Raw genomic sequence first — 21,816 nt, forward strand, 5'->3', positions numbered from 1 at the left:
GGACACCGGTGGCGCGGATGGGCGGACGATGGACCAGCTCCGCTCGGATGTGGCGTTGGACTTGTTGGCGGGTAAGGACTTCGAGCACGCCAAGATCATCGTGCAGGTGACCCTGCCGGCCCGCGCAGCGTTGGGGGTGGACAACACCCCGGGGCATCTGGTCGGGTACGGCGACATCTCGGCGCAACAGGCCGTGGATCTCGCTTACCGGGCGGATGCGACCTGGCGGCGGATCCTGACCGAGCCCGCGACCGGCCGGGTGCTGGACGTGGGGCGGCGCCGCTACACCCCACCCGCCGCGTTGCGGGACCACATCCAGGCCGCGATGCCCACTTGCACGGGGCCGGGTTGTGTCCGGCCCGCTGTGCAGTGCGATTTGGATCATCGCGAGCCGTTCCCGGCGGGGCCGACCGACGAACACAACGTGCATCCCGCGTGTCGTCCGCACCACCGCGGCAAGACCTTCGGCGGCTGGCGGGTGATCAAACGCGGCGAGACCCTGGAATGGGTGTCACCGTGCGGGTTCCACTACCCCCACACACCGGAGCCCATCACCCACCCCGAACCCGCCGATCCCGAACCCGCACCACCGTTCTAACCCTGTCGGTGCAAGTGGGTGCAGGGTGGTTGACGCTGATGCGGAACGGACAGCGCGGGATCCCGCGCGCGCCCGAGTGGGCCAGGGTGGTGAGGCCCGCGACCACCTCGGTCGGCCCGTCGCCAAGCAGTTCCCGACCGCAACACCGATCGTGCCGGGGACCTGCTCGTCGTAGGTGAGTGCCTGACCGGCGCCGGCCCGCTCGTCAGCTGGACGTTCATCGGGCTTCGGCGCCTTGCGGCAGGAGCCGTTGCGGCAACCGTGGTGCACGACCAGGTCCACCCGCGCCAGCACCTCGGCATGCGGCGGGAACCGGGCCAGGGGTACGTTCGCCGGTCACTCGCCCTGCGCCGCGGGATCGCCGTCCGGCCCCACCGCCACGAGCAGGTCCATGTCGTGCGCCGCGGTCTCGGTGACCGCCCGCCGGGGCACCTCGACCGCGCCGAACTCGACCGCGCCGAACTCGACCGTGCCGAGCGTGACGTATACCCGCCCGGTCAGGACGGCCGGCACCTCGGCTGGCTCGGACCAGAACGTTGTGCACACCGGCAGCCGGTTGGGCGCCGGCCAGGTCCCGTACAGCGACTGCGGAACCGGGCCGACGGCAGCCGCCCGGATATGCCGCGAGGTCGCCGAGTTCCCTGCCCTCCCACCGGTCCCGCTGGATCTCGACCGCGATCCGGTGCCACTCCTGGAAGCGCTCGGTCACCGCGCCGACCCCGTCGGCTACCGTGCGGATGCCGAGGACGCCGACGTCGTTGCACCCGTGGACCACGAGGTCGGGCCGCGTCCGGGCGACACAGCCGGCATCTCCTCAACCCGGTCCAGGATCTCCCGTTCCACGATCACGGTGTCCTCAAGGGACAGCGACAGGGTCGCGTCGGCGATCTTCGACGCCCGATACGGATCAAGCCGCACCCCTTTGATCGCCGCCAACGTGCGCGGCAACCGGGTCGTCAGCGTGATGGCGAGATCGAGACGCTCCCTGGACCTGCCACGCCCGTCCGCGCCAACCCACGCACCCGCCAGCGCCGCGGCTTCCGGGGTGACGTCGTCAGGAACATCGAACATGTGGTCGATTCTATCCGAGGTCGGGCTTGGTTTGCGTTGCGCGGCAACAGTTTCACCCTAATCGAGGAGCCTCGCTCCGAGTTGAAGGGAGGTCGGGGACATCCCGCTGGACCGCAACGAGTCGTTCGAGCCCGCGGCCGGTCCCGAAGGGCTCCCGGCGGCCGGCAGCGTCCAGCACCACCTCGCGCGGATCAAGATCGGGGCCGCTCAGGGTCCCGCCGGCGCCGGCTTTGCTCGGCAAGCCAGCGCAGCGCGGCCTCGCCGGAGTTGAGGACCGAGATGTGGCCGTCGTACGGGTTCACGCGCAGCTCCGCGGTGGGGCAGTGGTCCGCGAGCCACCCGGCGTGCGAGGCCGGTATCACCCGGTCCATGCCGCCGTGCAGGAGCAGGACCGGCGCGCTGATCGTGGCGGGGTCGAAGCCCCACCGGGCGACGTAGGCGAGGTCGTCGTCGATCAGCGCGGCCGGACCGGGCTCGACGGCCGGGCCGACGACCTCGCCGAACCAGGCCCACGCGCCGTCGAACGCGGCCAGGTCGGCCGGCGCGAACTCCATCTCGGGCTTGTCCTCGGCCGCCTCGTACCGTTCCTTGGCGGCCCGCCCTTCCGCCGCGGATCCGAGTGACCCCACGCTGGCCTCGGACATGCCCGCGAACCAGTCGAGCCCGTCGGCGTCGAACGGGGCCATCCCGGCCGCGCTGACCACGGCGAGCACACGGTCGGGCAGGAGCGCGCCGCACCCGAGGGCGTGCGAGCCGCCACCGGAATGTCCCATCACCGCGAACCGGTCGATGCCCAGCGCGTCGGCGGCGCTCGCGACGTCCGCGGCGGCGGAGGCCAGGTCCCGGCCGGGCACCGGGGTAGATCCGCCGTAGCCCGGCCGGTCGTGCGCCACCCAGCGGATACCGAGCTCGGCGGCGACCGGGAAGAGCGGCTTGGGCGGCGCGCCGATGTTCGGCGTGCCGTGGTGCCAGAAGACGGCCAGGTCGCCGGAGTCCGGGCCGGTGTCGTAGACGTGCAGCGTGCGACCGTCGGCCAAAGCAAGATCAGTCTCGGACGCAGTCTCAGTCACGGTGGCAGAACCTAACCTAGAATGACCTCGGCAGGTTGTGAGCCACCCGGGATGCGGGTCCGAGGTGAGCGGAGGAGCCAGTGCCCCGTCGAACGCACGGTGGGATGCTTCGTCCGCTGGGTCTGGTCGTCGCGTTGTTGGTGTTGTTCGGCCTTCCCCTGAGCGTGCCGGCCAAGGCGGACCGGGGCAGCGAGGCCCCGCTGATCGGCCCGGCACGCGGCGACGCGCTGCACGTCATGTCGTACAACCTGCGCTTCGCCTCGGACCGCACGCCGAACTCCTGGCCGCAGCGCCGGCCGGCGATGGCCGAGCTGCTCCGCCACGAGCAGCCGACCGTGCTCGGCACGCAGGAGGGCCTGTACCCGCAGCTCAAGGACATCGCCGCCGACCTGCCCGGGTACTACGACTGGATCGGCGAGGGCCGCGGGGGCGGCAGCCGCGACGAGTTCACGGCGGTCTTCTACGACACCCGGCGGCTGGAGCCACTGGCGTTCGACCACTTCTGGCTGTCGGACACACCGACCGTGGTCGGCTCGAACACGTGGGGCAACAGCGTGACCCGCATGGTGACGTGGGTCCGGTTCGCCGATCACCGCACCGGCGTCGAGCTCGTCGTGGTCAACACCCACTTCGACGACCAGTCGGACTACGCGCGCCGGCGCAGCGCCGAGCTTCTACGCGACCGGATCAACGGGTTCGCCCCGGGCCTGCCGGTGATCCTCACCGGCGACTTCAACACCGCGGCCGCAGCTCGGACCCGTACGGCATCCTGGTGAACGGCGCCGGGATGACCGACACCTGGACCGCCGCGGCCGACCGCCGCACCCCCTCCTACGCGACGTGGCACGCATACCGTCCGCTGCGTACGAACGGCCGCCGCATCGACTGGATCCTGACGAAGGGCCCGGTGACCGCGCGGGCCGTGGGCATCAACACCTTCGCCCGGGACGGCCAGCGCCCCTCCGACCACCTCCCGGTGCAAGCGCTCGTCACCCTCGGCTGAGCTCGGTGCTAACATCGAGCGTGACGCCGTCCGCGGTGTCCCGGACGAGTGCGTCGTACCCGGCAGGACAAGACGACGCGGTACTGGTTCGCCACTACTGCGGAGGTTGTCATGGCCTGGCTCGTGCTCGTCGTGTCCGGGGTGTTGGAGACCGTGTGGGCGGCCGCTCTCTCGGCGTCGCACGGCTTCACCCGCCGGCTCCCGGCCCTCGTGTTCGCCGTCGCGCTGCTGCTCAGCATGGGTGGGCTCGCCTACGCCCTGCGCGACATCCCGGTCGGCACCGGGTACGCGGTGTGGGTGGGCATCGGCGCGGTCGGCACCGCGGTCTACGGCATGGTCGCGCTGAACGAGCCCGCCACCGCCGGCCGGCTGCTCTGCCTCATCCTCATCGTCGCGGGGGTCGTGGGGCTCAAGCTGGTGCACTGACCACGATGCCGCGCTCGATCGCCCCGGTGGCGAACGCCACCAGGCGGTCGGCCGACACCCGCGCCTGGAGCGAGCCGCCGTGGACCAGGTCGTCGGCCACGCCGATGAGGGAGTCCCACACCCAGTACGGCATCGCTGGGTGGTCCACCAGCGTCTGACCGGCGGCCTCGGCGGTCTCGCGCAGCGCCCGGTCCAGCGAGCGCGCCATCCGCCGGAACACCGTCGCCGACGTGACCGCGCGCTTGCCGCGCCGCCCGCCGGCCAGCACCTTGGACCCCCGCTGCTGCGCGGACCGGCCGAACAGCCGCCAGATCTCGCGCACCTGGGGGAGGATCGCGGCGAGCAGGCCGCCGATGCCCTCGGTGCGGTCGAACTCGTCGAGCGTGGCCCGCACGTCCTCCAGCCGGGCGGCCATCAGCGCGACGAAGACGTCCTCCTTGCCGTCGAAGTACTGGTACACGGTGCCCGAACTGACCCCGGCGCCCACCGCGATCGCCCGCACGGTGAGGCCCGCGTAGCCGGAGGACTCGAGCAGCCGCGACGCCGAGCGCAGGATGTCCCGGCGCCGCGCCTTGGCGTCGCCCCACGCCATGGGTGCGCGCTCCACGGCGCCACGATACCGCAAACCGAACAACGTCCAGAACATATTGAACGTTGTTCAAAATGGGCTTAGCATGGTGCCATGTGGACGCATCTCGACTGGCTGGAGGCCGAGAGCATCGACATCCTCCGCGAGGCGGTCGCCGAGAGTGAGCGCCCGGTCCTGCTGTACTCGATCGGCAAGGACAGCTCGACCCTGCTGCACCTGGCCCGCAAGGCCTTCCACCCGTCACCGCCGCCGTTCCCGCTGCTGCACGTGGACACCACGTGGAAGTTCCGGGAGATGATCTCCTTCCGCGACCGCACGGTCGCCGAGCTCGGGCTCGAGCTGGTCGTGCACCGCAACCCGGAGTGCGTGGCGCTCGGCATCAACCCGTTCGAGCACGGCTCGGCCACGCACACGGACATGTGGAAGACCCAGGGGTTGCGCCAGGCACTCGACAAGCACTGCTTCGATCTCGCGTTCGGCGGCGCCCGGCGGGACGAGGAGCCCGCACGCGCCAAGGAGCGGGTGTTCTCCTTCCGCAGCGCCGACCACCGCTGGGACCCGCGCAACCAGCGGCCCGAGCTGTGGCGGCTCTACAACGCGCGCAAGGCGCCCGGGGAGAGCATCAGGGTGTTCCCGCTGTCCAACTGGACCGAGCTGGACGTGTGGCAGTACATCGCACGCGAGGAGATTCCCGTGGTGCCGCTGTACTTCGCCGCGGTGCGCCCGGTGGTCGAGCGGGACGGCGCGCTGATCATGGTCGACGACGACCGCCTGCCGCTGCGACCAGGTGAACGCCCGGAGCAGGCGACGGTGCGGTTCCGCACGCTCGGCTGCTACCCGCTCACCGGCGCGGTCCGGAGCACCGCGACCACGCCGGCGGAGGTCATCGCGGAGACGGTCGCCGCGACCACCTCGGAACGGCAGGGGCGGGTGATCGACCGCGACCAGTCGGGGTCGATGGAACGCAAGAAGCGGGAAGGATACTTCTGATGAGCCTGCTGCGGTTCATCACCTGCGGAAGCGTCGACGACGGCAAGAGCACGCTGATCGGCCGGCTCCTCTACGACGCCCAGCAGTTGCACACCGACCAGCTCGCCACGCTGGCCGCCGACTCCCGCGGCACGGGCCTGGACTTCTCGCTGCTGGTCGACGGGCTGCTCGCGGAGCGGGAGCAGGGCATCACGATCGACGTCGCCTACCGGTACTTCGCCACCGAGGCCCGCACGTTCATCGTGGCCGACACCCCGGGACACGAGCAGTACACCCGAAACATGGTCACCGGGGCGTCCACGGCGGACGCCGCGGTCCTGCTGGTCGACGCGCGCAAGGGCCTGCTGCGCCAGACCCGCCGGCACAGCCACCTCGTCGCGCTGCTCGGCATCCGGCGGGTCGCGCTCGCGGTGAACAAGATGGACCTGGTCGGCCACCGCGAGGAGCGGTTCACCGAGATCGCGGAGGAGTACCGGGCGCTCGCCGCCGGGCTCGGCTTCGAGGTGGTGTGCGTCCCGGTCGTGGCGCTCGACGGGTCCAATGTGGTCACTCGCGGGCCCGGGATGCCCTGGTACGACGGGCCGACGCTGATCGACTGGTTGAACCAGGTACCGGTCGACGACCGGCGTCGGGCCGGGCCGTTCCGGATGATCGTGCAGTGGGTGAACCGGCCCGGCCCCGACTTCCGGGGTGTGTCGGGCACGGTCGTCGGCGGTTGCGTGCGGCCCGGCGACCGGGTCCGGGTGCTGCCGGGCGAGCAGGAGAGCACGGTCGCCCGGCTGGTCACCTTCGACGGCGACCTCGACGAGGCCGCGGCCGGCCGCTCGGTCACCGTCGTGCTGGCCGACGACCTCGACGTCGGTCGCGGCGCCGTGCTCGCCGCCGCCGACCCACCGGGTGTCGCGGACTCGTGCGAGGCCGACCTGATCTGGATGGGGGAGCAGGAGATGCTGCCCGGCCGGCGCTACCTCGCCAAGGTCGGCGCGCGGACCGTCGGGCTCACCGTGGACCCGCCCAAGTACCGGCTGGACGTGGACACCGGCGCGCACCTCGCGGCGAAGACGTTGCGGCTCAACGAGATCGGCGTCGGTAACGTCCACTTCGACCAGCCGGTCGCGGTCGACCCGTACCGGGACAACCGCGACCTCGGCGGTTTCATCGTGATCGACCGGCTCAGCAACGCCACGGTCGGAGCCGGCCTCGTGCACTTCCCGCTGCGCCGCTCGACGAACGTGCGGTGGCAGGCGATGGCCGTCGACAAGGCGATGCGTGCCGCGGTCACCGGGCACCGCGGCTGCGTCGTGTGGTTCACCGGCCTGTCCGCCGCCGGGAAGTCCACGATCGCGAACAGGGTCGAGCAGCGGCTGCACCGGGACGGGCGGCACACGTTCACCCTCGACGGCGACAACGTGCGGCACGGGCTCAACAAGGATCTCGGCTTCACCGACGCCGACCGGGTGGAGAACGTGCGGCGGGTGGCCGAGGTCGCGGGGCTCATGGTGGACGCCGGGCTGATCGTGCTGGTGTCGTTCATCTCCCCGTTCCGCGCCGAGCGCGAGCTGGCCCGCGGCATCGTGGCGGACGACGAGTTCTGCGAGGTCTTCGTCGACACGCCGCTGGCGGTGGCCGAGGCACGCGACCCGAAGGGCCTCTACGCCAAGGCCAGGCGCGGCGAGTTGCCCAACTTCACCGGCATCGACTCCCCGTACGAGCCGCCGGAGCGTCCGGAGCTGCACCTGGACACCACGGCACTGACCGCCGAGGAGGCAGCGGACGCGGTCGTGGCACGGCTACGCGAGCTGAGGGTGTTCTGAGCGCCACAGCAGCTCGGCGCGTTCCTTCAGGGCGTTGGCCACCGAGTCGAAGCCGGCCTTCACCCACTCGCCGGTCGTCTCGATGACCTTGTCGGCGTACCTGCCGGTGATCGTGTCGGTGGTGTAGTACGTGCAGAGGTCCGGCCCGCGCACGTCGAGCCACTGGTCGCGCACCGCGAAGATGCCGGGCATCTCCTCGCCGGTGTCGTAGCGCAGGTGGTGCGGCGGGTCGACGACCCGGACGTACTCCCTGTTCACGAACGTGCCGCCGGACCCGTCCGGCGCCGGCAGGGTGAGCTCGATCGGGTCGCCGACCTCGAGCGTCGTGGTGGCGGCGACGGTGTAGGGATTCCATTGTGGATAGTTGGGGTAGTCCACCAGGACGTCCCACACGAACGCCGCCGGAACGGCGATCTCCACGACCAAGGACGACAAAATATGCTCGCTCATGCCGGCATGTGCTCCCCACCGTTGACGTCGAGCACCGCACCGGTCACCTCGGATGCCAGGCGGGACAGGAGGAACAGTATCGCCCCGGCGCAAGCCTCGTCGGTCGGGATGCGGCCCAGGGGATTGCGCCCGGCGATCTCGTCGTAGATCGCCTGCTCGCTCACGCCCCGCTGCTCGGCGGTCAGCTTCAGGTAGAACCGCACGCCGGGACCGGCCAACCAGCCCAGCACGGCCTGGTTGACCCGGATCCCGTGCTCGCCGAGCTCGACCGCCAGGTACTGGGTGGCGCAGGCCATCGCGGCCTTCGCGACCGCGTAGCCGCCCTCGCCCCGCAACGGCTTGCGGGTGGACATCGTGCCTACGTTGACGATCGACCCGCCACCGGCCGCCTTCAGCTGCGGCACGACCGCCCGGGTCATCCCGAGCGCGCCGTGCAGGATGATGTCCAGCGACCGGCGCAGCTGCTTGTCCGGCGTGTCCAGCAGGTCGTGGAAGCCGGGGTGCGAGTACGCCGAGTTGACCAGCCCGGTGACCTTGCCGAAGCGCTCGACCGCGGTCCGCACGACGCCGGCCACGTCGTCCGGCTCGCGCACGTCGCAGGCAACGCCGACGGCCTCGCCGCCCGCGGCCGCGACCTCCTTCGCCACCTGGTCCATCACCTGGGTCGAGCGGGCGGCCATGACGACCTTCGCGCCCTCGGCGGCGGCCCGGGTGGCGAGCTTCGCGCCGAGCCCGGGCCCGACCCCGGAGACGACCACGACCTCGCCGTCGAGCATCATGACGCACCCTCCTGGTAGAAGGCGAAATCCTGCTCGAGCTGTGCCGTGGACAGCCCGAAGTCCGCGGCGGTGTAGGAATGCGAGCCGTGCCGCTGCGCGCGGTTGCGCGCCAGGTAGGCGTCGAACGCCGCCAGGTCCGCGCCGTCCGCGGCGATGCCCAGCTCGCCGAGCACGCGCACCGCCTGCGCCCTCGGGTCGGTGAGCACGGTCGCGAAGTGCACGTCGACGAACCGGTCCGGGCGGCGCCGGCGGACCGCCGCGAAGTCGCGCAACGTCGCGGCGAAGCGTGCGGACCAGTAGCGCCCGACGGCAGCCGGGTCGACCTCGTCGCTGTACTGCTTGGTCATCGACACGACCATCGAGGCGTAGGAGGGCACCGCGTCGACCGGCGACCGGTGCGTCATGACGATCTTGCACCCGGCGAACGTGTCCAGCACCGTGTCGACCGCCGTGAGGTGGTGCGGAGACTTCAGCACCCAGGGTCGGCCCGCCCGGGTCGGGTCCTGCCACTGCAGCACCTGGAGCCACTCGCGCAGCTCGCGGTAGGCCCGGGTCTGGTCGGCCGCACGCAGCCAGGTGCCGTAGGAGGGCACCCGGTAGAAGGAGTCGAAGCTCATCGAGGTGAACGTCCGGTCGAGCAGGATCACGTCCTCCTCCGGGCCGTCCCACTCGATCGTGTGGATGTCGGCGAACTCGGGGGACATCTCCAGGAAGAGCTTCGCCCGGTCCTGGGCGCGCTGCTTGCGTTCGGTGGCCGCGGGTCCCTCGTCGGGGAACGGGATGGGGTAGGAGGTCTCCCAGGACAGCGTCGAGGTGAGCCGGGGGGAGGCGGCGAGAAGCCGGTGCAGGAGCGTGGATCCGGTGCGCGGCAGCCCGCAGATCTCGGCGGCGACGCGCACCTCCTGCTCCTGGGTCGACGGGTGCGCGCGTTGCAGCGCGCGCAGCCGGAGCCGGTCGGCGAGCAGCGCGGTGAGCCGCCGTCTCGTGAGCTCCAGGCCGAGGGCGGAGAGCCGGGCCTCGTCGACGAGCGCGGTGGTGAGCACGGTGAGCGGCTCGACGAACCACTCGTCGCCGAAGTCGGTGAGCCCGGTTCGCTGCCGGGCCGTGGCGAGCAGGTCGTCGACCCGGAGCGTCTCGGAGACGGTGGTCACCCGACCTCCTCGATCGGCACCACGCGGCAGCGTGGCAGCGGGTGTTCGGTCGCGCCGAGCCAGCGCAGCAGCGCGGTGCCGCTGGTGTGGCCGCACGTGTCGATCCAGTTGCCGTGGCCGGGATCGCGCTCCGCGACGACGATCGTGAGCCGGCCGTCGTCGGCGAGGACCGCGGTGTGCTTGTTCACGGTGATCCGGTGGGCGTGGTCGAGCGACTCCATCCACCAGTTGTCCAGCTGGAAGTTCCAGTAGGGGCAGTCCGGCACGTCGGTCTCGATGACCCACGCCTGACCCGGCGCGAGCGTCCAGTAGCCGTGCAGGTAGAAGATCTCGGGGTCGCCGCCCGCGCGCTGGAACATCTCCTGGCCGAAGTCGGGCAGCTCGTTGGGGCGGGTCATGAACAGCTCGGTCCACGCGGCGAACGTGGCCGCGGTCCCGTGCACCGCGAGCGCGGCCCGCCTGAGCGCCTTGGCGAGGGTGTTCGGGTCGAGCGGCCCGGGCGTTGCCGGCCGGTCCACGCACTCGACGCGCCAGGTGCCGGGCTGCTCGGTGGTGCGGTCGAGGTAGGTCTGCCGGACGACGAGGCCGGTCGAGTCGGCGGCGAGCGGCAGCCAGTTCCCACCGTGCGGGGCGGCGCTGGCGATGATCTCGACGGTGCCGTCCTCTCGCACGGTCAGGTCGCGGTCGGAGAGCTCGCCGGTGGAGGCCATGGTCCCGTCCTTGGCGTACCGGTTGGCCTTCGAACCGATGCTGAAGTAGGCGATCGAGCCGCGGGTGCCGGTGATCCGGTAGGTGCGGTCGCCGCGGATGTTCGCCGACAGGTAGACGTTGTCCGGGTTGTCCGCGCCGAGCTTGGTCAGGTCGAGCTCGTGCAGGCGGGGAAAGTCCGGGTCGGCGTTCTCGACGGTGCTGTAGAGCATCTCGCGTACCAGGCGGGTGAGGTAGCGGTAGCCCTCGGCCCGGTTGAGTGCCGTGCCGGGGGCCGAGTCCCGGAGGACGACGTCACCGGCCTTCTCGAGCGCGCGGCAGAAGTCCGACCACACCTGCCCGGTGAGGACCTCCGCCTGCGTGTCAGCCACGGGACCTCCTCGTGCCAGCACTAGAACACGTTCTACCAGAAGGTCCGATACTGGACAACGTTCAGTTTGCCGGAGGCACCCCGAGACACAAGGATCCCCGCGGTGCTGCCAGGTCGGGGGTCCGTCAGCACCACGGGGACAACTGGCTCATCGTCATGGGGCCCCGGGTGTTACACGTCCGGCTGGTGTTTCAGCCAAGTATCTCCGGCGGGCCCCCGCACTCTTTCATTGATGAGCCGGTCTATGTCCAACAGCCGGGACGCAGGCCGTCCGTTGCGGATTCGGTGGTGCGGATCGGCGAGAGATGACGATTTCGACAGTGGTCAGTCCACACAGGTATCAGGGCGGCCGACTTCTTCGCGGAGAATCGTGTCGATCTGGGTCGCCGCGTGCCGCAAGGCCCGCCGGGCCGCCACGAACAGCACGATCCCGAACACGAGCACCGCGGCCGGGATCACGGCCGCCGGCGGGGTGCCGCGCCAGGTGGCGAGCGCGCCGGCCACGCTCAGAACTCCCAGCAGAACCAGGATGTTCGCGGTGTGGTAAACGGGTCGGACCGGGTGGGTTGCCGATATTCGGGACAGTGTGCGCATGACTTCGCTCCCAAGACGATTTTCGACTGGGTGAGGCGACCCCGAGCGGGCACAAATGGGCGATGGTCGGCGGTTGGCCACGGCCGGCGCATCTGGTTGGTCATTTGATCGCGGCGACTCCGTTCCATGTTACAAAAGCCCAGGTCAGCCCGGTTCTGATACGGAGAGTGACAGTCGCCAGGTCGGCCCGAGTTTGTCGACTACCCTCAGGTGAGAAACCTCGAATTAATCGTGAGCCCGGTTCGGATCCGGCGGAGTTCCGATTCGGTCACGCGAATCTCTACCGAGAGAGTTTCCGGGCGACTGCCGTAGTACGAACGAGTGAATTACAATCCGCGACGCCGGCCAGTCCGAGTATGTGGAACGGGGGAAGCATGGTCAGCGAGAACGCCACCAAGCTCGCGGTGCTCATCGACGCGGACAACGCACAGCCGTCGATCACCGAGGGGTTGTTGGCCGAGGTCGCCAAGTACGGCACCGCGCACGTCAAGCGCGCCTACGGCGACTGGACCGGAACGAGCCTGAAGGGTTGGAAGGACCACCTGCTCGCCCAGTCGATCCAGCCCGTCCAGCAGTTCGCCTACACCAGGGGTAAGAACGCCACCGACGCGGCGATGGTCATCGACGCGATGGATCTGCTGTACTCGGGGCGCTTCGACGGGTTCTGCATCGTCTCGAGCGACAGCGACTTCACCCGCCTGGCCGCGCGCCTGCGCGAGTCCGGCCTCACCGTGTACGGGTTCGGCGAACGCAAGACGCCCAAGCCCTTCGTCGCGGCCTGCGACAAGTTCATCTACGTCGAGAACCTCACCTACCCGGAGAGCCCCGTCGTGGCGGCCGACGCGGTGCCGAGATCGAAACCGGCCACTTCCGCCGCGCAGCTCAAACGAGACGCCGCGCTGATGAACCAGCTACGCAACGCCATCGAGGCGGCTTCCGACGACGACGGCTGGGCGCCGCTCGCCTCCGTCGGCAACATCATCACCAACCAGAGCCCGGACTTCGACTCCCGCACCTACGGCTACGCCAAGCTCAGCGACCTGATGGCCGCGAGCACGCTGTTCGAGCTCGACCGCCGCAGCCCCGGCGACGGAAAGGCGGGAATCATCTACGCGCGCGACAAGCGCCGCCGCCCGGACAAGTAGCTCCGCCCCGCCCCGGCAGATCCCACCAACCGACGCCGGTGGCGCGGACCGGCGTGGCCGCCGCGCTGTCTCAAGTGGACAGACCGGTCGGCGCCGGCGCGCCGGTTCGCGGTGTGGGTGGGGATCCCGGCCGGGTAGCCGTCACCGTGGCTTGAGTGCGGTCGCGGTGTAGCCGTGCGCGTCGATCTCCTCGTCGGGTTGTGGGCTCCAGCGCAGCGGGCGCAGGCCCGGCGGTCGCACCTGCCACGGGCCGAACAAGGCGTGGAACTCCTCCGCGGTGCGGCTCAGCACCGTGATGCCGGCCTGCTGGAAGAGCGCGATCGCCTCGGTGACGACGTCGGGGTCGAGCGTGTCGCCGGTGGCGTGGGTCGCGGCCAGCATGCTGCCGGCCGGCAGCCGGTCGTGGTAGCGGCGAAGCGTGTCGGCCGGGTGGACCGCGCCGTCGTCGGGCAGGCAGTGCAGCACGGCCGCGGCCAGCACGCCGACGGGTTCGTCCGGACTCAGCAGGCGGCGGGTGACCGGGTCGTCCAGCACGTCGTCGACCTGCCTGACGTCCGCCTCCAGCACGCCGACGCGGTCGTCGCCGGCCGTGCCGAGCCGAGCGTGCTCGGCCGTGACCGAGTCCAGGTCGACGTAAACCACCCGAACGTCCGGGTTCCTCGCGTGTGCCACGGTGTGGCTCGACTGCGGGGACAGCATGCCGCAGCCCAGGTCCAGGATCTGCGTGATCCCGGCGTCGACGAACTCGGTGACCGCCTGGCCGGCGAAGCGCAGGTTGGCCATGGCGAAGTACCGGTAGCCGGGCATGAGGGCGAAGACGCGTTGGAGCAGGCTCCGGTCGACCTCCGACGTGCTCGCCCCACCGGTCGCGCCGTTGTACACGCGGGCCAGCGCGGGTTGGTCCAGCGAACGATCCATCGTTCCTCCTCGCCCATGAGGTTAGGCCTAGTGGAACGAGCGCCGGCCCCGCCGGCCCTCGTCGGCGCCGGCGCCGTCCCCCACCGCTCCGTGGTCAGAACGCCTGGTTGGCGAAACCCCGCTGGGCCACCGTCGACATCATGGACGTCCACACGCCGCTGCTGGTGTGCGGATCGCCCGTGACACCGAGGCGGGACTTGGCGGTGTCGAAGGCGCTCTGGGTCAGCGGACCCCACGCGCCGTCGACCGCCAGGCCCGAGCCGGTGAAGTTGTTGCACATCGACTGGACGAACTTGCAGTCGCTCGCCGACCCCTTCTGGCACACCGTCGGCAGGCCGCCGAAGTCGGCGTGGATGTGGTCGGCGTGCTCGGCGTTGTACCACCCGTCGAGCACGTACCGGAACCGCCGCCGGCACACCGCGTCCACCGCGATGTAGCGGCGGCGAACAGACTGCGTGCCCGACGCGTGCGCCCGGTCCAGCGGGGAGCAGGTGTTGCCGCTGGACCAGCGCACGTGGTCGAGGTCCATCGCGGTGCCCGCGCCGTGCTGGCCCGCCTTGTTGACGTAGAAGCCCGCGGACACCAGGTAGGTGACGCTGCCGTAGCCCGACGACAGGCCACGCAGGTCGCGGATCCACAGCACGAGCCGGTCGTAGAAGGCCTGCGTGCAGTACCACGTGCGCGGCGTGGTGTTGCCGCGGTTGGCGCGCCAGTAGTAGACCGGGGTGCCGTCGATGGTGCTGAAGCTGATCATCCCGGGCCTCCTCAGACCGTCGCCGACACGAGGTGACCGCCGGCCAGCCAGTACGACCGGCCGTCGAGCACGCCGACCGCCAGGGCGTCCGCCGGCACCGGCGCGGCCCGCCGGCCGGTGCCCAGCGCACCCGTCACGCCTTCGGACCCGCTCATCGCGTTGGCCACCCAGCGCACTCGGCCGCCGGTGCACGACAGTGACCGCACGGCGGCGTCGACCAGCCGGGGCTGGACCGCGTCGGGTGTCCACTCGAGACCATCCGGCGACGTTGCGAGCAGGCTTCCCGTCGCGTCCACAGTGGACAACAACCAGCCCGCCGGGCCGCCCGCGACCGCGGTGGCCGCCAGCTCGTCGGTGTGCCCGAGCCCGCCCGCGCGGACGGTGGCCCAGCCGGATGCCGTGCGGCGCAGGACGATCCGCTGCCGCGGCGCGCGTTCGAGGGTCAACCGCGCGCCGACCGCGAGCGCGGTGCCGCCGTACGCGCCGACCGCGGTGAGGTGCCCGTCGACCCCGGCGAGCCGGGTGGCCCGCCGCCAGGACAGACCGTCGGTCGACTCCCAGACCGCCGGTGCGGAGCGGTCGTCCGCGCCGACGGCCACCAGCACGCCCTCGGTGGCGGTCAGGTCGGCGATGTCCGCGCCCGCGAGACCGCGCGTGCGCCGGGCCGACCCGTCGGCCGCGACCAGCACCCACGTCGCGCCGGTGTGGCCGAGGGCGTGGACGGTGCCGCCGAGCCGGGCGACACCGGCGGCCCGGTCGAGGGTGACCATGGTCGGGGCGGCTGTGGCGGTGCCGGACATCGTGGCGACGCCGAGCGTCGCCACGGTGCCGACGAAGACGCGCCTGCTCAGCTGGGGTAAGGGTTTTCCTGGGTCGGGCAGGGACGACGTCATGAGGAGCTCCTCGCGTCGGGGTGGCCCGCGGAAGGCCGTGCAGGGGAAACACTCGTCCGCGACAAAAGCGAACCGCGTCGGCGCGGACCTTGGCAACCAACTACCACGACTTGCTGTGACCAGTTGCCATTCTCGCGGCGGAGCGGCGCTCCGCCCGCTACCTCACCGGGCCGGCTCGTCCATCGCGGCGAGCAGCGCGGCGGCCCGCTCGGTCGGCACGTACAGCACGCTGTGCCCGGCCTGCCGGCTGGTCACCAGGCCGGCCGCGCGCAACCGGTTGAGGTGGTAGGACACCGTCGCCGGGCTGAGCCGGTGCCGTTCCGCGAGCTCCGAGGTGGACCTCGGCACCTCGAGATCGGTGAGCAGCGCCATCCGCCGCGCGCCCAACACCGGTGCGCCCAGCGCCGACGACGGCGCCGCCCACACCTGTCCCCGGCCACGCGCCGGGTACCCGAGCAGCACCTGCCCCGGCACGCCGCTCCACAACGCGGGCCGGGGCAGGAACACCGACGGCGTGAGCACCAGACCGGGTTCGGGGGTGGTCGTGAGGTCGTAGCGGGTGCCCACCTCGAGCCGCGTGCCGTCCCAGCGCAGCGCCGGATGCAGACCGTCGAGGATCGCGCCGAACCCGGACCGGCCGGCGTGCGCGGCGCGATGCCGGACGTCCTCGTCGAGGATCCGGCGCAGCGCGGGCCACGACTGCGCCAGCACCGCCCGCCAGCAGCGCCGCAGCTGCTCGGCCGCCCGCTCGGCCACCGCCCGTTCCCCGCCCGCGGCGAGCACCTCCGCGACGACGTCGGGCAGCGGGGCCCGCGGATCCTGCCCGGGGCGTGCCCGGCTGCGCTCGACCGCCGTGGCCGGCACCGGGCCGATCCGGAACGTCATGTCGAGCTGGCGCCGGACGAGCTCCACCGGTGTCGCGGCGACCGCGGGCGAGCTCGGCGTCCAGCGTCGGCTCGTACTCCTCGGGCAGCGGTACGAGGAAGTCCGGCACGTACCACGACTCGTGCTCCACGAGCGCGTGGACCAGCGCGACGGCGGCGAGGTCGAGCCGCGGGCGGGTGGCGTCGACCCAGCCGCTGGCGAACGGTGCCCGGGCGGGGTGGGTAAGGACCTCCAGCGCGCACGACAGCTCGGCGACCCGGGACAGGGCGAACCGGGAACGCACCAGCCGGGCGGGGTCGACGTGCAGAGTCAGCATGGCCCGACTTTCGAGGTATTTCGAATCCCTGGCACCGCGCCTCACCCGCTGATCAACTCGTTCCCATCGAAGGTATCGCAGAACGGAGATCGTTGTGGATGACGTGCGGAAACCGTTGGGGCGGCGCACTTTTCTGCTGGGCAGTGCGGTGGCCGGGTTGGCCGCGGCCGGCCTGGGTACCGCGGGGCAGGCGTCGGCCGGGGTCGCGGTGACCCGGTCGGTGGGGCCGTTCGAGGTCATCGCGCTGCTCGACGCCGCCGGTCCCTTCTTCCTGCCCGCCGCCGAGGCGTTCACCGGGGCGAGCGAGCGGGACTGGGCACGGGCCAGACGGGTGGATCCGGCCGCGTTCGGCCAGGACGGCGCGTGGAACCTCGACTTCCGGTGCTTCGCGGTCCGCCTGCCCTCCGGCAGGTTCGCGCTGGTGGACACCGGCATCGGCCCGGCCGGCAGCCCGGCGTCGGCCTGGGCGCCGGTGCCGGGACACCTGCTGGACCGGCTGGCCGAGGCGGGCATCGATCGCCACGACGTCGAGATCGTCGTGCTGACCCACCTGCACGAGGACCACTTCGGCTGGTCGGTGTCGCTGGCCGGGGTGCCGACCTTCCCGAACGCCCGGTACGTGATCCAGCGGACCGAGATCACCGCGCTGGAGCAGGCGGGTGACGAGGTCGTGCTGCCGTACGTGGTCGAGCCGCTGCGGCGGACGGGCCAGCTGTCCGCCGTGGACGGCCGGGTGTGCCTGGCGCAGCGCCGGGGCACCCGCATGACGACGCTGCCGACCCCTGGCCACACCCCCGGCCACCAGTCGGTCCTGCTCCGCGGCGCCGGCCACCAGCTCCTGGTCACCGGTGACGTCCTGGTGCACGCGGTGCAGCTGGTCGCCCCGGACGTCGGCTACGCGTTCGAGGCCGACCAGGAGACCGCCAGGGAGACCCGCCGCGCCGTGCTGTCCCGGGCCGGCCACCTGCCGACCTGGCTGGCCACCGCCCACCTGAGGCAACCGTTCGTACGCCCCGGCTGCTGACCGACTCCTTTCCGGTGCCGCGCGGGTCTGTCCCGCCGTTGGTCGTACACCGAGAGGAGACCGAGCGATGGCGAGCAAGCAGGCACAGGCGGTGCGGGAGATGTACCTGAGCTGGGCGGCGGCCGGGGGAGAGGAGAGCGACGACGAGGCATGGGGTGACCTGACCGCGGAACCCCGGGGCGTCGACTACCTCGAGACCGACGCGGGTGGCGTGCCCGCGATGATGGCCGGCCGCGCACCCGAGGCCGACGACGCGATCCGCCGGCTCGCCGAGTGGGTGCGGCCGCGGCTGGGTCTCACCTGACGGGGGTGAGTCCCTCCGCGGCGTCGAGGAGGCGCTGGGCGGCCGGCCCGTCGACCCCGGTGAGGTCCGTCGAGACCTGGGTGAGCACCCGCGCGATCGCCTGCACGAGGCCGACCGCGGACTCGGCGGTGAGCTCGACGGCCACCCGGGCGGCCGGGCCGCGGCCGGGGTTGACGAAGTCGAGGTTCAGCGTGTGGTCGGCCTGGGCGTGCACGGGGTGGTCGAAGTACACGGTGGTCGACGTCAGCGGGAACCAGCCGGTGGCGCCCTTCCCGCTGCCGTCGGTCGGGCTCTGCTCGGTGACGTAGGTGCACATCAGGCGTTCCCCTCCCCGGCCAGGTGGCGGCCCAGGAACTCGCGGACGAGCCGCCAGCCCTCGACGGCGGCGGCCTGCCGGTAGGCCGGGCGGTCGACGGCGAAGAACGCGTGCCCCGCGTCGTCGAAGGAGTGGAACTCGTGCGGCTTGCCGAGCTCGGTGAGCAGCGCGTCGAACCGGGTGACCTCGGCGGGTGTGGGGGCCTTGTCCTCGACACCGAACAGGCCGAGCAGCGGGCACGACAGGTCACCGAGTCGAGGCTCCAGCGTGGACACGTCCAGCTTGTACTCCGCTGGCGGGGGCGTGAGCACGAACGCGCCGTAGCAGTCGACGGCCGCGTCGAGGTCGAGCCCGCAGCCCGCGAGCACGGACTGCCGGCCGCCCGAGCAGAAGCCGATGGTGGCGACCCTGCCGTTGCCGGTCGGGTGGTCGCGGAGGTAGGCCGCCGCGCCGTCGACGTCGCCGAGGAGCTGCTCGTCCGGCACCCCGCCGGCGGCCCGCGCGGCGGCGGCCGCGTCGTCGGGGTCCGCGCCAGGGGCGAACCGGTGGTGCAGGTTGGGGCACACGGCCGACCAGCCCCAGGCGGCGAACCTCCGGGTGATCTCCTTGGTGGCCTCGTCGTACCCGGGCATGTGATGGATCACCACGACCCCGCCGGCCGGCGGCGCGCCCATCGGATGGGCGGCGTAGGCCACGATCTCGTCGCCGCCGGCGCCGGTCACCGTGACGGTGCCGGCCTCGAGCCCATCGCGCATGGTCCAAGTCCTTTCCGTTGCTAACCATCAGCCTGCCATCCGAACCGATGACCTCCGCGCGCCGGGCCCGTCACACGACGGGAAGGCCGAGACGACGGAGGTCGTCATGCGAGAGCTGATCGTCACCGGGAACATCACGCTCGACGGGGTCATCGACGCCGCCGGGGGCTGGTTCAGCGCGGCGGGCGTCGACCGGTCCGGCACCATCGCGGCCGGGTCACGTTCGAGGAGATGCGCGGCCCCGGGCAAGGACATCGTGACGACGGGCAGCATGCGCCTGGTCCGCACGCCGGTGGCGGCGGGCCTGGTCGACGAGTGCCGCCTGTTCGTCCACCCCGTGGTGCTCGGCCGCGGTGCACGCCTCTTCGTCACCGGCCTCGGGCGGCTCGACCTGGTGGAGACCCACCCGTTCCGCTCCGGCGTGGTCCTCCTGCGCCACCGCCCGAGCTGAGACACTCTGCCCGGGTACGCCGGGTGAGGAGAGTGCGACGGAACAGCCGGGGCGGGTCGATCTGGTCGGGCGGGCGCGGGAGGTCGCGGTGCTCGCCGGGCGGGTGCGGGCCGCGCTCGACGGCTCCGCGCAGGTCGTGCTGGTCGCCGGGGAGCCCGGGGTCGGCAAGACCCGGCTCGTCGAGGAGGTCGCGCGGCAGGCCGCCGACCTCGGTGTGCGCACCTGCTGGGGCCGCGCCGCCGACGACGAGGGCAGCCCGCCCTACTGGCTGTTCCGCCAGGTTCTGCGGGCGCTGCACCTGCACGGGCCCGCGGACCTCGCGCCCGAGGTGGCCGGCGGCGCCGAGCAGCGGTTCCGGGTCTTCGAGGCGGTCACCGACCTGCTCACCGCGGCCGCCGAGCCCGCCGGGCTGCTGGTCGTGCTCGACGACCTGCAATGGGCTGACCCGGCGTCGCTGCGGCTGCTCGCGCACCTCGCCCGCGCCACTACCACTGCCCGGCTCGCCGTCGTGGCGACCTACCGCGACACCGAGACCGGCGGGCGCGAGCCGCTGCGGCAGGTGCTGGCCACGCTCGCCCCGTCGGTGACCCGGCTGCGGCTCGTGGGCCTCACCGAGCCCGAGGTCGGCACGCTGCTCGCCGGCGTCACGGGGCGGCCGGTGCCCGCCGACACGACGGCCGCGCTCAGCCGCCGCACCCAGGGCAACCCGTTCTTCGTCTGCGAGCTCGCCCGGGTGCTCACCGGCGAGACCGGCACCGAGCTGCCGGACGGCGTGCGCGACGCGGTGCGGGGCCGGCTCGACCGGCTGCGGGAGCCGGCGCGGCGGGTGGTCGCCGCGGCGGCGGTCCTGGGCTCCACGGTGGACCCGGCCGCGCTGGCCGCGGCGACCGGTCACGAGCTCGCCGAGGTGCTGGCCGCGCTCGACGAGGCGGTCGCCGCGGGGATCCTCACCCGGGAGTGGCGGTTCGGGCACGACCTCGTCCGCGAGACCGCCCGGCTCGAGGCGTCCACTGTGGACCGTCTGCGGCTGCACGAGCGGTTGGCCGAGCACCTCACCGGCCGGCCGGACGTCGCCGACCGGGTGGCGGAGGTGGCCTTCCACCGTCTCGAGTCACTGCCGGTCGGGGACGCGGCCGAGGCGGCGCGGTGGGCGGAGCGCGCGGCCGGGCAGGCCATGGCGCAGCTCGCGTGGGAGGAGGCCGCCAGCCTCTACGGCCGGGCCGGGTCCGTCGCGGCCGACCCCGCCGACCGGTGCCGCCTGCTGCTCGGCGAGGCCCGCGCCCAGGTGCGCGCCTACGACATGGTCGGCTCCCGGCGGTCGCTGCGCGCGGCCGCCGAGCTCGCGCGAGCCGCAGGCGACCCGGTGTCCCTCGGCGAGGCGGCGCTGGTGCTGGAGGGCATCACCGACTTCGACTGGGACACCAACGGGTACGCGCTCTACCAGGAGGCGTTGACCGCGCTGCCGGAAGCGGACAGCCCGCTGCGCGCCCGGCTGCTGGCCCAGCAGGCGGTGAACGACTCGTGGCGGTCCTTCGCCGAGGCCGAGTCGCGGTCGGCGGAGGCGCTGGCGATGGCCGAGCGCCTCGGCGACCGGACCGCGGTCCTCGCCGCGCTGCGGGCCCGGCAGATCGCCCGCAGCGGTCCGGACGGCACCACCGACCGGCTCGCGCTCGGCGACCGGATGCTCGCCGCGGGGGACCGGGGCGCCGACGACGACGCCCGGCTGTGGGGCCACCTGTGGCGGTTCGACGCGCTCGCGCAGCTGGGCGACATCGACCGGGCGGAGGCCGAGCTCGGCTCGATCGGCGCGGTGGCCGACCGGCTGCGCTCGCCGCTCGCGCGGTGGCACGCGCTGCGCTGCCGGGCCGCGATCGCCCTGGCGCGCGGCAGGTTCGCCGAGGCGCTCACCCTGGGGGACCAGGCCGACGAGCTGCCCCAGCACACCGGGCCGGACGGGGCGCGGGCGCCGTCGCACGGCTTCCGCACGATGGTCCACGGCTACCTCGGCACCGTCGACGACCGGATGGCCGAGGTGGCCGAGTCGGTGTCGACGGCGGTGCTGCCGCTGCGCGGCGTGTCGGCGATGCTGCTGCTGGCCGCCGACCGGCGCGACGCGGCCCGCCGGGTCTACCGGACGATGCCGCCGCCCGCGGAGGTCCCGGGCTTCATGCTGCTGCCCACGCTCGCCGGAACGGCGTTGCTCGCGGCCGAGTTCGACGACCGCGCCACGGCCGCCGAGGTGCACCGGCTGCTGGCGCCGTTCGCCGACAGGTTCGTCTGCGGTGGCGCCGGCGTGATCGCGATCCTGGGCTCGGTGCGGACGCCGCTCGGGGTCGCGGCGGCCGCGGTCGGCCGGCTCGACGACGCGGTGCGGCTGCTGCGCGAGGCGGCCGAGCGCAACGAGGCGGCCGGAATGCCGCCGTTCGCCGCGACCGCGCGCTA

General features: G+C 72.4%; 26 protein-coding genes and 1 riboswitch. Of the genes, 11 read left to right on the top strand and 15 right to left on the bottom strand.

The genetic code is table 11. The annotated features are described in order from the left end of the window. On the top strand, nt 1–598 hold a 598-nt coding region (locus GEV28_RS32095), incomplete at its 5' end, for an HNH endonuclease signature motif containing protein (RefSeq protein ID WP_291416330.1). 336 nt (nt 599–934) lie between these two features. Here GEV28_RS32095 and GEV28_RS32100 read toward each other — a convergent pair. The 3 genes from GEV28_RS32100 to GEV28_RS32110 form a co-directional block, all read right to left on the bottom strand. After that, nucleotides 935–1,144, bottom strand: a complete 210-nt coding sequence (locus tag GEV28_RS32100; RefSeq protein ID WP_291416332.1) for a hypothetical protein — start codon at nt 1,142–1,144, stop codon at nt 935–937. A gap of 180 nt (nt 1,145–1,324) precedes the next feature. Further along, the gene (locus tag GEV28_RS32105) at nt 1,325–1,669 is read right to left on the bottom strand and encodes a hypothetical protein (RefSeq protein ID WP_291416334.1); all 345 of its coding nucleotides are present in this window, start codon (nt 1,667–1,669) and stop codon (nt 1,325–1,327) included. Between the two features lie 191 nt (nt 1,670–1,860). Beyond that, nucleotides 1,861–2,739: an alpha/beta hydrolase gene (locus GEV28_RS32110; RefSeq protein WP_291416336.1), complete on the bottom strand. Its 879-nt coding sequence runs from the start codon at nt 2,737–2,739 to the stop codon at nt 1,861–1,863. A 104-nt stretch (nt 2,740–2,843) separates the two neighbouring features. Between GEV28_RS32110 and GEV28_RS32115 the strand changes: the two genes are divergently transcribed. From GEV28_RS32115 to GEV28_RS32125, 3 genes are all read left to right on the top strand, one after another. Continuing rightward, the gene (locus GEV28_RS32115; RefSeq protein WP_291416338.1) at nt 2,844–3,515 is read left to right on the top strand and encodes an endonuclease/exonuclease/phosphatase family protein; all 672 of its coding nucleotides are present in this window, start codon (nt 2,844–2,846) and stop codon (nt 3,513–3,515) included. Beyond that, a complete protein-coding gene (locus GEV28_RS32120) occupies nt 3,512–3,742 on the top strand; it encodes a hypothetical protein (protein ID WP_291416339.1) in 231 nt (76 codons plus the stop codon). Before GEV28_RS32115 ends, GEV28_RS32120 begins: the two co-directional genes overlap by 4 nt. Before the next feature lie 19 nt (nt 3,743–3,761). Beyond that, nucleotides 3,762–3,824, top strand: a riboswitch (guanidine-III (ykkC-III) riboswitch). A 29-nt stretch (nt 3,825–3,853) separates the two neighbouring features. Beyond that, nucleotides 3,854–4,168 carry an SMR family transporter gene (locus GEV28_RS32125; protein ID WP_291416341.1) on the top strand — a complete coding sequence of 105 codons (315 nt, stop codon included), beginning with the start codon at nt 3,854–3,856 and terminating at the stop codon, nt 4,166–4,168. Here GEV28_RS32125 and GEV28_RS32130 read toward each other — a convergent pair. Continuing rightward, nucleotides 4,152–4,775, bottom strand: coding sequence for a TetR/AcrR family transcriptional regulator (locus tag GEV28_RS32130; protein WP_291416343.1), 624 nt, complete (start codon nt 4,773–4,775; stop codon nt 4,152–4,154). The genes GEV28_RS32125 and GEV28_RS32130 overlap by 17 nt on opposite strands. Nucleotides 4,776–4,850: 75 nt before the next feature. Here GEV28_RS32130 and cysD point away from each other — a divergent pair, with 75 nt between their 5' ends. Beyond that, a complete protein-coding gene (gene cysD / locus GEV28_RS32135) occupies nt 4,851–5,747 on the top strand; it encodes a sulfate adenylyltransferase subunit CysD (RefSeq protein ID WP_291416344.1) in 897 nt (298 codons plus the stop codon). Beyond that, complete coding sequence (gene cysC / locus GEV28_RS32140; protein ID WP_291416346.1) at nt 5,747–7,561, top strand: adenylyl-sulfate kinase; 1,815 nt, start codon at nt 5,747–5,749, stop codon at nt 7,559–7,561. The genes cysD and cysC overlap by 1 nt, the downstream gene beginning before the upstream one ends. Here the strand turns inward: cysC and GEV28_RS32145 are convergent. From GEV28_RS32145 to GEV28_RS32165, 5 genes are all read right to left on the bottom strand, one after another. Then, nucleotides 7,538–8,011, bottom strand: a complete 474-nt coding sequence (locus tag GEV28_RS32145) for an SRPBCC domain-containing protein (RefSeq protein ID WP_291416348.1) — start codon at nt 8,009–8,011, stop codon at nt 7,538–7,540. The two genes, cysC and GEV28_RS32145, sit on opposite strands and share 24 nt — an antisense overlap. Next, nucleotides 8,008–8,790: an SDR family oxidoreductase gene (locus GEV28_RS32150; protein ID WP_291416350.1), complete on the bottom strand. Its 783-nt coding sequence runs from the start codon at nt 8,788–8,790 to the stop codon at nt 8,008–8,010. The genes GEV28_RS32145 and GEV28_RS32150 overlap by 4 nt, the downstream gene beginning before the upstream one ends. Then, nucleotides 8,787–9,941 carry a sulfotransferase gene (locus GEV28_RS32155; RefSeq protein WP_291416352.1) on the bottom strand — a complete coding sequence of 385 codons (1,155 nt, stop codon included), beginning with the start codon at nt 9,939–9,941 and terminating at the stop codon, nt 8,787–8,789. Before GEV28_RS32155 ends, GEV28_RS32150 begins: the two co-directional genes overlap by 4 nt. Further along, nucleotides 9,938–11,020 (bottom strand): DUF1214 domain-containing protein, encoded by a 1,083-nt coding sequence (locus tag GEV28_RS32160; protein ID WP_291416354.1) that lies wholly within the window; start codon nt 11,018–11,020, stop codon nt 9,938–9,940. The genes GEV28_RS32155 and GEV28_RS32160 overlap by 4 nt, the downstream gene beginning before the upstream one ends. Before the next feature lie 323 nt (nt 11,021–11,343). Next, complete coding sequence (locus GEV28_RS32165; protein WP_291416356.1) at nt 11,344–11,613, bottom strand: hypothetical protein; 270 nt, start codon at nt 11,611–11,613, stop codon at nt 11,344–11,346. Between the two features lie 374 nt (nt 11,614–11,987). Here GEV28_RS32165 and GEV28_RS32170 point away from each other — a divergent pair, with 374 nt between their 5' ends. Beyond that, nucleotides 11,988–12,758, top strand: a complete 771-nt coding sequence (locus GEV28_RS32170) for an NYN domain-containing protein (RefSeq protein WP_291416358.1) — start codon at nt 11,988–11,990, stop codon at nt 12,756–12,758. A 141-nt stretch (nt 12,759–12,899) separates the two neighbouring features. Here the strand turns inward: GEV28_RS32170 and GEV28_RS32175 are convergent, their stop codons facing one another. From GEV28_RS32175 to GEV28_RS32190, 4 genes are all read right to left on the bottom strand, one after another. Then, the gene (locus GEV28_RS32175) at nt 12,900–13,676 is read right to left on the bottom strand and encodes an SAM-dependent methyltransferase (RefSeq protein ID WP_291416360.1); all 777 of its coding nucleotides are present in this window, start codon (nt 13,674–13,676) and stop codon (nt 12,900–12,902) included. Between the two features lie 94 nt (nt 13,677–13,770). Continuing rightward, on the bottom strand, nt 13,771–14,430 hold the full coding sequence (locus GEV28_RS32180; protein ID WP_291416362.1) for an extensin family protein: 660 nt from the start codon (nt 14,428–14,430) through the stop codon (nt 13,771–13,773). A gap of 11 nt (nt 14,431–14,441) precedes the next feature. Then, the gene (locus tag GEV28_RS32185; protein ID WP_291416364.1) at nt 14,442–15,323 is read right to left on the bottom strand and encodes a hypothetical protein; all 882 of its coding nucleotides are present in this window, start codon (nt 15,321–15,323) and stop codon (nt 14,442–14,444) included. A gap of 162 nt (nt 15,324–15,485) precedes the next feature. Further along, the gene (locus tag GEV28_RS32190; protein WP_291416366.1) at nt 15,486–16,235 is read right to left on the bottom strand and encodes a helix-turn-helix domain-containing protein; all 750 of its coding nucleotides are present in this window, start codon (nt 16,233–16,235) and stop codon (nt 15,486–15,488) included. Between the two features lie 383 nt (nt 16,236–16,618). Here GEV28_RS32190 and GEV28_RS32195 point away from each other — a divergent pair, with 383 nt between their 5' ends. Further along, nucleotides 16,619–17,548: an MBL fold metallo-hydrolase gene (locus tag GEV28_RS32195; RefSeq protein ID WP_291416368.1), complete on the top strand. Its 930-nt coding sequence runs from the start codon at nt 16,619–16,621 to the stop codon at nt 17,546–17,548. Between the two features lie 67 nt (nt 17,549–17,615). Further along, entirely contained in the window at nt 17,616–17,852 is a 237-nt protein-coding gene (locus GEV28_RS32200) for a hypothetical protein (protein ID WP_291416370.1), read from the top strand. Here the strand turns inward: GEV28_RS32200 and GEV28_RS32205 are convergent. Then, on the bottom strand, nt 17,845–18,168 hold the full coding sequence (locus GEV28_RS32205; protein WP_291416371.1) for a DUF6295 family protein: 324 nt from the start codon (nt 18,166–18,168) through the stop codon (nt 17,845–17,847). The two genes, GEV28_RS32200 and GEV28_RS32205, sit on opposite strands and share 8 nt — an antisense overlap. Further along, nucleotides 18,168–18,923, bottom strand: a complete 756-nt coding sequence (locus GEV28_RS32210) for a dienelactone hydrolase family protein (RefSeq protein WP_291416372.1) — start codon at nt 18,921–18,923, stop codon at nt 18,168–18,170. Before GEV28_RS32210 ends, GEV28_RS32205 begins: the two co-directional genes overlap by 1 nt. 106 nt (nt 18,924–19,029) lie before the next feature. Here GEV28_RS32210 and GEV28_RS32215 point away from each other — a divergent pair, with 106 nt between their 5' ends. Beyond that, entirely contained in the window at nt 19,030–19,374 is a 345-nt protein-coding gene (locus tag GEV28_RS32215) for a dihydrofolate reductase family protein (RefSeq protein WP_291416373.1), read from the top strand. Nucleotides 19,375–19,462: 88 nt separating this feature from the next. Then, nucleotides 19,463–21,816, top strand: a 2,354-nt coding sequence (locus tag GEV28_RS32220; protein WP_291416375.1) for an AAA family ATPase, incomplete at its 3' end; no start/stop codon positions are given.

Source organism: Actinophytocola sp. (assembly GCF_009379765.1).
In the GTDB taxonomy this organism is placed as follows: domain Bacteria; phylum Actinomycetota; class Actinomycetes; order Mycobacteriales; family Pseudonocardiaceae; genus Actinophytocola.